Annotated in this window: 9 protein-coding genes; 8 read left to right on the forward strand and 1 reads right to left on the reverse strand. The window is 71.0% G+C overall.

The features are described from left to right. Window positions 1-33: 33 nt before the first annotated feature. Entirely contained in the window at window positions 34-1419 is a 1386-nt protein-coding gene (locus ACWD26_RS30285) for a GH1 family beta-glucosidase (protein WP_451275137.1), read from the reverse strand. A gap of 280 nt (window positions 1420-1699) precedes the next feature. Here ACWD26_RS30285 and ACWD26_RS30290 point away from each other — a divergent pair, with 280 nt between their 5' ends. The 8 genes from ACWD26_RS30290 to ACWD26_RS30325 are packed head-to-tail and all read left to right on the forward strand — an operon-like array spanning window position 1700 to window position 12169. Continuing rightward, window positions 1700-2848 carry a radical SAM protein gene (locus ACWD26_RS30290; protein WP_451275138.1) on the forward strand — a complete coding sequence of 383 codons (1149 nt, stop codon included), beginning with the start codon at window positions 1700-1702 and terminating at the stop codon, window positions 2846-2848. A 59-nt stretch (window positions 2849-2907) separates the two neighbouring features. Beyond that, window positions 2908-4509, forward strand: a complete 1602-nt coding sequence (locus ACWD26_RS30295; RefSeq protein WP_451275139.1) for a flavin-containing monooxygenase — start codon at window positions 2908-2910, stop codon at window positions 4507-4509. Further along, the gene (locus ACWD26_RS30300; protein ID WP_451275140.1) at window positions 4506-5792 is read left to right on the forward strand and encodes a sugar efflux transporter; all 1287 of its coding nucleotides are present in this window, start codon (window positions 4506-4508) and stop codon (window positions 5790-5792) included. Before ACWD26_RS30295 ends, ACWD26_RS30300 begins: the two co-directional genes overlap by 4 nt. After that, a complete protein-coding gene (locus tag ACWD26_RS30305) occupies window positions 5789-6793 on the forward strand; it encodes a glycosyltransferase (protein ID WP_451275141.1) in 1005 nt (334 codons plus the stop codon). The genes ACWD26_RS30300 and ACWD26_RS30305 overlap by 4 nt, the downstream gene beginning before the upstream one ends. After that, on the forward strand, window positions 6790-7587 hold the full coding sequence (locus ACWD26_RS30310) for a PIG-L deacetylase family protein (protein ID WP_451275142.1): 798 nt from the start codon (window positions 6790-6792) through the stop codon (window positions 7585-7587). The genes ACWD26_RS30305 and ACWD26_RS30310 overlap by 4 nt, the downstream gene beginning before the upstream one ends. After that, entirely contained in the window at window positions 7584-10193 is a 2610-nt protein-coding gene (locus ACWD26_RS30315) for a glycoside hydrolase family 3 N-terminal domain-containing protein (RefSeq protein WP_451275143.1), read from the forward strand. The genes ACWD26_RS30310 and ACWD26_RS30315 overlap by 4 nt, the downstream gene beginning before the upstream one ends. Before the next feature lie 16 nt (window positions 10194-10209). Then, complete coding sequence (locus tag ACWD26_RS30320; protein WP_451275144.1) at window positions 10210-11127, forward strand: Gfo/Idh/MocA family protein; 918 nt, start codon at window positions 10210-10212, stop codon at window positions 11125-11127. Between the two features lie 19 nt (window positions 11128-11146). After that, window positions 11147-12169, forward strand: a complete 1023-nt coding sequence (locus ACWD26_RS30325) for an NAD-dependent epimerase/dehydratase family protein (RefSeq protein WP_451275145.1) — start codon at window positions 11147-11149, stop codon at window positions 12167-12169. Window positions 12170-12199 lie beyond the last annotated feature (30 nt).

The raw sequence follows: 12199 nt of genomic DNA on the forward strand, positions 1-12199 counted from the left end.
GGAACCGGTTTGCGGGGTGACGGGTCGTCGGTCTCACCGCGTCCGGGAGGCCACCGCCATGTCGCGCAGCCACAGAGCGCTGGCCTTCGGTGTGCGCCGTTGCGTGGCGTAGTCCACGTGGACGAGGCCGAAACGCTTGGCATAGCCGTACGCCCACTCGAAGTTGTCCATCAGTGACCAGCAGAAGTAGCCGCGGACGTCCGCGCCCCCCGCGCGGGCCTTGCCGATGGCCGCGAGGTGGTCGGTGAGGAAGGCGATGCGGTCCGTGTCCTGAATGCGCCCTGTCTCGTCCACGGGAGAGCTCGTGTCGTCGAAGGCGGCACCGTTCTCGGTGATGTAGAGCGGCAGACCGGGATTCTCCCGGGAGATGCGGACGAGCAGGTCGGTCAGGCCCTCCGGATAGATCTCCCACGGCATCGCGGTCGATGGGCGATCGGTCTGCGGGACCGTCCGGTATCCGTGCGGCTCGTCGGAGGGGCGCACGACGTCCCGGAAGTAGTAGTTGACGCCGAGGAAGTCCAGCGGCTGTGCGATGGCCCGCAGGTCGCCGTCCTCGACCGGCGGCCCGGCCTCGTGCGGCGCGAGGTCGGCGAGCAGGTCCGCGGGATAGCGTCCGTGCAGCACCGGGTCGAGGTAGAGGCGTGTCCCCAGCGCGTCTGCCCGGCGGGCGGCTTCGACGTCCTCCGGCGCGTCCGAGAAGGGGTGCGCGACGAGGGGGTTGACGGTGATGCCGATCCGTGGCGGCCGGGCCGCCTGCGCCCGCACCTGCTGGACGGCCAGGCCGTGGCCGAGCAGCAGATGGTGCGCCGCCCTGACGAAGTCGGGGAAGTGCCTGCGGCCGGGAGCGTGGACGCCGTGGTAGTAGCCGAGCATCGCCGCGCAGTAGGGCTCGTTGAGGGTGATCCAGTGGTTCACCCGGTCGCCGAGGGCCTCGGCCACGATCCCGGCGTACTCGGCGAAACGGTACGCGGTGTCGCGGTTCGGCCAGCCGCCCGCGTCCTCCAGCGCCTGGGGGAGGTCCCAGTGGTAGAGCGTGGCCCAGGGGGTGATGTCCTTGGCCAGCAGTTCGTCGACCAGACGGTCGTAGAAGGCGAGCCCGCGCGCATTCGCCGGCCCCTTGCCGTTCGGCTGGACGCGGGGCCAGGCCACGGAGAAGCGGTAGGCCCCGAGGCCGAGGCCGGCGAGCAGGGCGACGTCCTCGGGCATGCGCCGGTAGTGGTCGCAGGCGACGTCACCGTGGTCGCCGCCCGCCACCGCACCCGGTGTGTGACTGAAGGTGTCCCAGATGGACGGCGTCCGTCCGTCCTCGGCAGCGGCCCCCTCGATCTGGTATGCGGACGTGGCCGCACCCCAGACGAAGTCCGCGGGCAGCCCGTCCACGGGCTCGCTCCCCACGCGCTCGGTGTCCGCGGCGGTCATCGGTTCCGGCCTCCCTGGTGACGTAGCAGAACCCCTCGCCCACCACGGCCCGCCGTGGGAGCGCTCCCACAATTCTCGACCCTCTTTTCGTTGTCAAGAGCCCCTTGATTCAAGCCATTTGGCATAGGCGTGCGATCGGTTCCCGATAGCCGGTTGACACCCGTCGACCATTTCGGCCACCGTCTTGGGAGCGCTCCCAACCCCCCTGTCACTTCCTGCATCCGCTCCCGGCCGTCCGTCCGCCCTTCGTATCGAATCGAACCGGAAAGTGGCCGCACGCATGCCTGACAGCAATTCCGTTCAGCCCGGATCCACCCTCGGCATCCAATTCGTGGGGCGCAATCTCGACCTGGTCGGCAAGCTCTACCAGCGTTCCGTCCACCCCGCCGTCCTCGACGTCGCCCGCGGCAAGCGCCTGTCCTCGCCGCTCGTGGTCGATCTGGACCCCACGACCGTGTGCGACCTCGCCTGTCCGGAGTGCATCAGCTCCCAGGTGCTGCATCACGGCCAGATAGGTCAGGACCGCATCGTCCGTCTCGCCCACGAGCTGGCCGCCTCGGAGGTCCGCGCGGTCATCCTGATCGGCGGCGGAGAACCGTTACTTCACCGTTCCGTCGGACGGATCATCGAGGTGCTCCACGAGGCCGGCATCCAGCTCGGCATGGTCACCAACGGCACCCAGATCCATCGCCACATCGACCAGCTGGCCGGGATGATGTCCTGGGTGCGCGTCTCGGTGGACGCCGGAACCCCGGACACCTACCAGGCATTCCGCCCCAGCCGGGGCAAGCGCAGCGCTTTCCCGCAGGTGGTCGAGAACATGCGGCTGCTCGGCGCACGCAAGCAGGGCCGGCTCGGCTACTCGTTCCTGCTCATGCAGCGTTTCGACGACGACGGGAAGGTCACCGACTCCAACTACGACGAGGTGTACCAGGCCGGGATGCTGGCCCGTGAGATCGGCTGCGACTACTTCGAGGTCAAGGCGATGCTGGACGAGGACCACTACACGGTCAACCAGCGTCCGGAGGACATCGAGGTGGTCGAGGACCAGATCGCCCGGCTGCGCGCGCTGAAGGACGGCTCCTTCCACGTCCTGCATTCCTCCAACTGGCAGGCCGTGCGCCGCGGTGCCGACCCCGTGCAGCCCAAGGAGTACCACAGCTGCGGGGTCGCCGAGCTGCGCACCACCATCACCCCGACCGGCGTCTTCGTCTGCCCCTATCACCGGGGCAACCCCAAGGGTCTCATCGGCGACATCCAGCGGATGGACTTCGCCGAGATGTGGGCGGCGGCCGACACCACGGTGATCGACCCCAGCGAGGACTGCCGCTTCGTGTGCGCCCGGCACGCCACGAACCAGGAGATGTCCCTGCTCGCGGAGCGTCCCGAACCGGCCGATCTGGTCGAGGACTTCGACCTCTTCATCTGACGCCGGCCCCTTGCCCGGCGCCTGTCCGTACATCCCCCTCATCAAGGCCAGGAGCCCACATGCGCTTAGCCGTGATCGGAGCCGGTCCTGCGGGGCTCACCTGCGTCAAGCAGGCTCTCGCCGACGGCCACGACGTGGTCTGCTACGAGAAGCACCAGGACCTCGGCGGTATCTGGAACCCCGCATCGGGCGGCGCGTACGACGGGGTCCGGATGCAGAGCTCGCGCATGAGCATGCCGTTCTCCGACCACCCTCCCGCCTTCGCCACCGACTTCCCCACCCAGGCCGAGGTCCAGACGTACCTGCGCTCGTACGCCGAGGAGTTCGGCCTCCTCGACGCGGTGCGATTCGGCCACGAGGTCGTCCGGGTGGCGAAGGACGACGGACGCTGGCGGATAACGGCCCGTCGCTCCAGCGGCACCGCCCAGCACTCCGAGCACTCCCAGTTCTCGGAGTTCTCCGAGCACGCCGACGCCATACTGGTCGCCAATGGCGAGCTGTGGCGGCCCCGGCTCCCCGACGGCGGTGTGCCGTCGTCCGGCACCGGGGTCCGTGTGCTCACGGCCCCCGAGTACCGCGGACCGGCCGAATTCGCCGGGCAGCGGGTCCTGGTCGTCGGCGGCGGGGTGAGCGGCGCCGACATCGCCGCCGACCTGGCGCCGCACGCCGCCCGGGTGGACTGGTCCGTGCGCCGCAAGGCGCTGTTCCTGCCGCGCAGCATCGCCGGTGCCCACAACGACGCCCTGTTCTCCTACGTGGGCCGGGTCCTCGTCGAGGAGGTGCCGTACGGCGCGTACCTGGACTGGCTGGCCGAATGGCTGCCCGAGTACATGCGCATGTACCGGGCCACCGGCCTGCTGCCGCAGCGGGGCTTCCACGGGGCGGTGCACGTCAACGAGACGATCGTGCCCGCGGTGCACGGCGGCGGGGTACACCCGGTGCCCGCCCTCGCGCGGTTCGCCCCCGACGGGCAGGCGGTCCTCGCGGACGGCACCACCGGCCGGTACGACACCGTGGTGCTGTGCCTCGGCTATGAGCCGCCCGACTACGGGTTCATCGACGACCTGCGCCGCGAGGACCTGTACGAGCACCACTTCTGGCGGCACGACCCGACCCTCGCCGTGGTCAACACCCCCGTGGACACCGAGGCGTTCGGCACGGCCTGCCCCTACTTCGAGGCCATCGCCGGCTGGGTGCTGAGCGTGTTCGGCGGCAAGACCACGCTGCCCGGTCCCGCCGAGCGCGCCGAGTGGTGCACCCGTCACATGTCCGCGCTCCACGACCGGCGCTACCTCGACTGCTGGCTGGAGACCATCCGCCTCGGCCTCCTCAGCGGCGCGTTGCCCGACCCCTCGGTGCACTTCCGGGACTACTGGACCCTCGTCTCCAGCCAATTCGACCCCGCCAACCTGCGCCCGGGGCAGGCCCGGCCACTGCCCGCCGTGCACGACGGGCGGCTGGACCTGGCCGGAGTACGGCACCGCGTCCTGGCCGCGCTGCCCCCCGCCACCCGGGAACAACTGCTGGCCCGCGGGGAGATCGACGCGGCCGATCTGGCCGCGGCCTCGCGGGTTCCCGCCGGACGGGAGCTGCAGCCCTGGCTGCCGTACCGGCAACGCGACACCGAGCCCGCCGACACGGCGGAGGGGAGGGCCGCGTGACAGCCCCGGCCGTGAAGGGCTCGCGGGCGGGCAGCCGGTGGCGACTGGTCGGCGATCCCGCGGTGCGCAACCTGATCGGCGCCACCGCGGTCGTGGGGGTGGCCGGTGCGTTCCTCGTGCCCACCACCAGCCTCTTCCTGACGGAGGCGGTCGCCGCGACGCCCCTGATGGTCGGCCTGTTCTTCGCCGCCCGCTCGATCGCGGAGATCGGCACGGACGTGGTGGTGGGAGCGCTCTCCGACCGCCTGCGCGACCGCCGTACGATCCTGGTGCTCACCGCACTGCTGAACGCCGCCGGGGCCCTTTGCTACACGTTCCTGCGCGACTACTACGTGCTGCTCCTGACCGGCATGGTCCTGTTCGGCCTGGGCGGCGCCTGTTTCGGCCAGCTCTTCGCCTACACCCGCGAACTGGCGGACGCGCGGGGCGTGGACGCCCCCTTCTTCAACGGCTTCCTGCGCTCGGTCACCTCACTGGCCTGGGTGGTGGGCCCCCCGCTCGCCTTCTGGCTGATCGCCCACTGGTCCTTCACCGTGCTGTACGCCACGACGGCCGGCCTGTCGCTGCTGGCGGCGGCGCTGTGCCGCTGGGGGCTGCCGCACCCCGACCGATCGCACCCCGACCGATCGGATCCCGACAAGCCGGACGAGGAGCCGCCTCCCGGGCTGCGGGCGATGTTCGCCGGGGTCGGACTGCACACGATGCTGGTGCTCGGATCCGTCGTGCTGCTGCTCGGCGCCAACATGATGTACCAGATCAACCTCCCCCTCTACATCACCGACGAGCTGGAGATGAGCGCCCAGTTCGCCGGCCTGCTCCTCGGGGTGAGCGCGGCGCTGGAGATCCCGCTGATGGTGATGGTCGGCGTCTGGGCGGACCGCATCGGCAAGCGGCGGCTGATGGTCGCGGCCACCGTCTGCGCCACCCTGTTCTTCGCCCTCCTCCCGGTCGCGAACGGCAGCCGCCCGCTGCTGCTGGCGCTGCAGCCCCTCAACGCCGCCTGGGCCGCGGTGGCCCTGAACATCCCCGTCGTGATGCTCCAGGACAGCCTGCCCGGCAGGTTCGGTACCGCCTCGGCCCTGTACTCCAGCGCCTTCAAGGCCGGGATGTTCCTGGGCGGCCTCGCGGTCGGCACGGTGGCCACCTGGACCGGCTACGCACAGGTCTTCTGGGTGTGCGCCGGGCTGACCGGGCTGGCCGGGCTGTTCGTGCTGTTCCTGCGTTCCGCTCCCGCCGACCACCCCGCCGATTCCCCCGACCCCCGAGAAGGGAGCGCCGCGTGACCACGCCGCCCGCCTGCACGGTCGTCATACCCACGTACAACCGCGCCGGACTGCTCAGACACACCCTGGACTCCCTGTGCCGCCAGCGGCTCGACGCCGGCGACCGCTTCGAAGTGGTCGTCTCGGACGACGGCTCCGCCGACGAGACCGCACAGGTCGTCGACGGCTACCGCGACCGGCTCGACATCCGTTACTGCTTCCAGGAGGACGAGGGCTACCGGGCCGCGAAGGCCCGCAACGCCGGCATCGAGCACGCCCGCGCCGACGTCTGCGTGCTCGTGGACTCCGGGGTGATCCTGCACTCCGGAGCGCTGGCCGCCCACCTGGCCGCGCACCGGGAGACGTCCGCGCCCACCGCGGTCGTCGGCTACGTCTTCTGCTTCAACGAGGGCAACGAGGACGGCGAGGAGATCACCGAGGCCATCGACTTCGCCGACCCGGACGCGTCCTTCGCCGAGTTCACCGCGCAACGCCGCTGGCTGGACATCCGGGAGGACTACTACGAGCGCTACGGCGAGGACCTGGACGCCCTGACGGCGCCCTGGCTGATGTGGTGGACCTGCAACTCGTCGGCCGACACCGGACTCCTGCGCAAGGTCGGTGCCTTCGACGAGGCGTACCGCTCCTGGGGCGCCGAGGACGTCGACCTCAGCTACCGGCTGCGCATGGCGGGCGCCCGCTTCGTACTGCGCCGTGACGCGACCGCGTTGCATGTCCCGCATCCGAAGAGCTACGAGGCCAACATGCGCTCGGCCGCGCACAATTACCAGTACTTCGCCGCCAAGTACGACACTCCGGTCGCCCGCCTGGTGCCGGACAACCACTTCCACGAGATCGAGGACATCCTGCGCTCCCGGGGGCTGGCCGACGGCGAGGTCACCGACCGGTTCGGCACGGTGATCCGGCCGATCGACCAGATGGACGCCGAGCGGGCCGCCGCGGAGGCGGGGCAGGCCGACGAACCGGCGACCGCGGCGTCCCTTCCGGGAGATGACCGTTGACCCCGCCCGTGCTCGGCATATGGACCTGGAAGGACCGTGAGGCGCGGCGCGACGCGCCCCGGGTACTGGTCTTCTCGCCGCACCCGGACGACGAGGTGATCGCCTGCGGCGGCACCATCGCCCGGCTCGCCGCCGGAGGAGGCCGGGTCGGCGTGGTGTTCGCGACCGATGGCGCGATGTCGCACTCGGCCGTGTTGGGCATCCACACCGACCCCACGCCCACCGAACTGCGCGTGGTCCGTCGCGAGGAGGCCCGCATGGCCGCCAAGGCGATGGGGCTCGACAAGGAGGCGGTGCGGTTCCTCGACTACCCCGACACCCGGCTCGCCGAGCACCTGCCCGAGTTCCGCCGGGACGTGCTGGAGATCCTGCGTGAGCACCGGAGCGTCACCGAGGTGTACATCCCCCACGAGGTGAGGGAGCTCAATGCCGACCACCGGCTGACCGGCGAGACGGTGGTGTCCGTTCTGGCCGAACTGGAGCTCACCCCGGCCGTGTACCGGTACGTGGTCTGGGACGAGCGCACAGAGGAGGAGTTCGGGTTCGTCAACCGCAACCCGGCGGCCGACCCGGGCGGGGGCACCGAGCGGCTGGTGTCCTTCGACATCAGCGCGTACGCGCCGCAGAAGCAGGCCGCGTTCCGCGAACACCGCACCCAGGTCGAACTGTACGCACCGGGGCAGACCCGGCCGGTCGTGCCGCTGCCGTTCCAGGAGCGGGTGTTCGCCGCGCGGACCGAGAAGTTCTGGATCGCCGAGCCGGGCGTCGGCCCCGGTGCTCGGGAAGGGAAGTGACGACGACCGTGACGACCGTGACAGGGAGCGCCGGGGCGCCCGAAACCGTCGGGCTGCCCGCCCTGCGGCCACTGGCACAGTGGCCCCGGCCCACCTCGGCGATCCCGCGGGACCCGGCGGTGGAGCGCCAAGTAGCCGAGATCCTCGGGCAGATGACGCTGGAGGAGAAGGTCGGCCAGATGATCCAGCCCGAGCTGGCCCAGCTGACCCCCGAGGACGTGCGCGACTACAAAGTCGGTTCGGCCCTCAACGGCGCCGGCATCTGGCCCGGCGACAAGCGACACGCCACCGTCCAGGACTGGGTGGACGCCGTCGACGGCTTCTGGACGGCGGCCGAGGAGGCCTGGCGGGACCGGCCCTTCCGCATCCCGTTCATGTGGGCCACCGACGCGGTGCACGGGCACAACAACGTGCACGGTGCCACCGTCTTCCCGCACAACATCGGTCTCGGCGCGGCCGGGGACCCCGACCTGGTGCGGCGCATCGGCGAGGCCACCGCCCGCGAGGTCGCCGCCACGGGCATGGACTGGATCTTCGCTCCCACCGTCACGACTCCACGCGACCGCCGCTGGGGCCGCTACTACGAGGGCTACGGCGAGGACCTCGCCCTCGTCCACGCCTACGGCCGGGCCATGGTCGAGGGCCTCCAGGGTGACGTCGCCACGCTGCGCACCGACGGCAAGGTGATCGCCACCCTCAAGCACTGGATCGCCGACGGCGGCACCGAGAACGGCGCCGACCGCGGCACCGCTCGCTGCTCCGAGGCGGTGCTCAGGGACATCCACGCCCAGGGCTTCCTGGCCGGCATCGAGGCCGGCGCGCAGAGCGTGATGGTTTCCTTCAGCAGTTGGGCGAACCCCGCCAACTACGACCACACTCCCGGCCGCGCCGAGCCGTACAACGACAAGGTGCACGGCAGCCGCTACCTGTTGACCGACGTGCTCAAGGACGCACTCGGCTTCGACGGCATCGTCATCAGCGACTGGGACGCGCACGCCGAGGTCGCCGGCTGCTCCGGCGGGGACGCCGGCTATGCGATCAACGCCGGGCTGGACGTTCTGATGATCGCCGGCCGTGACGCCTGGCAGAGCGTGCACCGTACGACGGTGCGATACGTGCGCGACGGGGTCATCCCGATGGCCCGCGTAGACGACGCGGTCTCCCGCGTACTGCGGGTGAAGATGCGACTCGGCCTGTGGGACAAGCCCCGCCCCCGGGACCGCGCCCTCGCCCGCGCCCAAGCGCCGGTCGTCGGTTGCGCCGAGCACCGGGCGCTGTCCCGCGAGGCGGCCCGCAAGTCACTGGTCCTGCTCAAGAACACTCCGGGCCTGCTGCCGCTCTCCCGCACCGCCCGGGTGCTGGTGACCGGCAGCGCCGCCGACGACCTGAGCAAGCAGTGCGGTGGCTGGACCCTCACCTGGCAGGGCGACGACGTGGACCGGGCCGATCTGCCGGACGGCACCACACTGGCGGACGCGGTCCGCTCGGTCGTCGGCTCCGAACGGTGCACCCTCGACCCGGCGCTGGAGCACGCCGACGCCGCTGCCTTCGACGTGGCCGTGGTCGCTCTCGGCGAGGACTCCTATGCCGAGATGCGGGGCACCCTCAAGCCGTGGCGCTCCCTCGGCTACGCCGACCTGAAGCTGTCCTACGCCCGAGACCTGGAGGTACTGCGCCGACTGCACTCCGCCGGCCTGCCCGTCGTCACCGTCTTCTTCACCGGCAGGCCGCTGTACTGCACCGAGGAGATCAACCTCTCCCACGCCTTCGTCAGCGCCTGGCTGCCCGGACCGTACGCCGAGGGCATCACCGACGTGCTGTTCGCCGGGGACGAAGGCGCGCCCGCGTTCGACTTCCAGGGCCGGTTGCCGTCCTCCTGGCCGCGCACCCGGGACTCCGCCGCCGTCAACCGGATCCCGCCCCACCTGCCCGACTACCGCGTACCGGCCGAGGAGACCGCCCCTGAGGGCGGGTACACCCCGCTCTTCCCGGTGGGCCACGGCCTGTCCCTGCACGACCCGGCCCCCGCCGTCGGGCCCCTGCCGCCGGACGAACCGCGGGCGGTACCGCCGCCGCCCCCGGTGGACGGCCCGCTCCGTGTCCTCGACGCGCAGGGCACCCCGTACCGGCTGCGGGTCGGCGGTCACAACACCTGGTCCCGTGAGGACATTCCACTCACCGGACCCATGCGGTGCCACATCGTGCACTCCGATCCGGTGCCCGCCCCCGGTGGGGGTACCGGGCTGCGACTGCGCTTCAACGGCTACCCGGCCTTCGCCTACGCCGAGTCACCCACGGGCGCACCCGCCGACCTGCGCGGTCATCTGGACGCCGGGGCCCACGTACGCTTCCGCGTCCGTGTCCTCCAGCCGCCCTCCACGGCCCTGTTCCTGGCCTGCCACGACGACTACCCCGCCCAGCCCGGCGTGGACTTGGCGCCGAGGCTGCGCGAGGCGAAGGACGGTGAGTGGACCTTGTTGTCGGTGCCTTTGGCGGAGCTGGCCGCGGTCGGCATGGACCTGCGGCACGTGGACGTGCCGTTCATGCTGTACACGGAGGGCACGGCGCTGCTGGAGATCGCCGACGTCGGCTGGCGCGTCCCCTGAGGCCGGAGGAGTCACCGTGCGGCCCAGGCTGGCTCTTGTCGGCATCGGCTCCTGGGGGCGTCAGTACCTGAGGATCGCCACGCGGCTGGGGGCGTCGGTCGCCGTGTGCCACTCCCGGCACCACGGCGCCGACGCCGGATGGCTCGCCGCCCACTATCCGGCCGTGTGGCACACGACCTCCCTCACCGACGCACTCGACCGTCCGCTCGACGCCGTCGCCATCGTGACCCCCCGGCACGCGCATGCCGAGCTCACCCTGGAGTGCCTCCGCCGCGGGCTGCACGTCCTGATGGAGAAACCGGCGGTGACAAGTCGGGCCGATCTGGAACGGACGCAGGCGGAAGCACGCAGCCGCGGCCTGGTCCTGCGGACCGGGTACACACACTGCTTCGACGAGAGCCTGCGGCGACTGGCCACGACGGCCCGGCGGCTGACCGCCCCCGACTGGCGTCTCACCTGGACCAAGCCTGCTCCCGGTACCGGGGTGCAGGACCTGGTCTGGGAGTACTTCCCCCACGTCTTCAGCATCGCCGGCCTGCTCGGCGATGTGGCTGCCGACCGGATGGCGACAGCCCGGGTGCGAGTCACCAGGGGCCTGTCCGGCACGGCGACCGTCGAGGTCGACCTGCCGATGCGGACCGGCCGGGGACGCGTCCGGGTGTCCTCCGACTCCCGGGTGCGGCAGAAGAAGATCCATCTGTACGACGGGGCCGATCTCGTCGCCGTATGGCAGGACCGACGGCTGTTCGACGTCTGCCGGAGGCAGGTGTTCGAGGCGGCCGAAGAACCGCTGCTGTGCCAGATCCGCGGGTTCCTGGACGCCGTCGCCTCACCTGGTGGCGACACCCGGCGGCACATCTCGGACAGCCGGGACAGGGCCGTGACCGACCTGCTGGTGACGCTCGACTCGACAGCACGTCTCAATGATCAATGAACCGGTGCGAGGTAGAACTGTGAGAATTTTCCTGGCGGGGAACCGCGGATATCTCGGTTCCGTTCTGGAGCAGTCACTGCTGCGGGACGGACACGAGGTCGTCGGTCTGGACACGGGGTTCTTCGACACCGCCCCGACACAACCCCGGCGAGACGTCCGACGGGTCACCCGCGACGACTTGGTGGGCTGCGACGCGGTGGTCAACCTCGCCGCCATGTGCAACGACGCCTGCGGCGAACTGTCGGTGGCCGCCACGCACCAGATCAACGCGCACGCTCCCGCGCGTCTGGCACGGATGGCCAAGGCGCTGGGCATCCGGTCGTACGTCCTGGCCTCCTCGTGCAGCGTCTACGGGGCGGCGCGGGTCGGCGAGTTGACGGAGTCCGACGCCGTCGCCCCCGAAACCGCCTACGCGGTCAGCAAGGTGAAGGCCGAACGCGAGGTGCTGCGGTTGGCCGACGAGTCGTTCGCCCCGGTCGCGCTGCGCTTTGCGACCCTGTTCGGCGACTCGCCGTCCTTCCGGAGCGACCTCATGGTCAACCGCATCGCCCTGACCGCCAGCCGATGGGGCGAGATCCGGATGAACGGCGAGGGATTGCTGTGGCGGCCCCTGCTGCATGTGCGTGACGCGGCTCGCGCCATCCGCCTCGTCCTGGACGCGGACGGAGGACATCTCGCCGGCGAGGTCTTCAACGTCGGCTTCCCGGAGCAGAACCACCGCATCGTCGACGTGGTCGCCATGACGCGCGAGCTCGTGCCCGACGTCACCGTCACCAAGAACCCCGCGGCGGACAACCGCAGCTATGCCGTCTGCTTCGACAAGTTCCACTCCGCCTTCGAGGAGTTCCGCTCCACCTGCACCGCCGCCCAGGGCCTGCGCGAGGTCATCGACGCCTACCGTCACCGGCTCCGCCATCCGCTGGGGGAGGCGGGCGACGGCTGGGCCGACACCGACCGGCGCGACTGGCTGCTCGCCAAGCGCACCGCCGGTGACCTCGACGCCGACTTCCACTGGAACGCCCACTCACCCGTCGTGGCCTGACCGACGAACGAACCCTGCGAGAGGATCCCC

The sequence above is a fragment of the Streptomyces sp. NPDC002787 genome, from assembly GCF_053592095.1.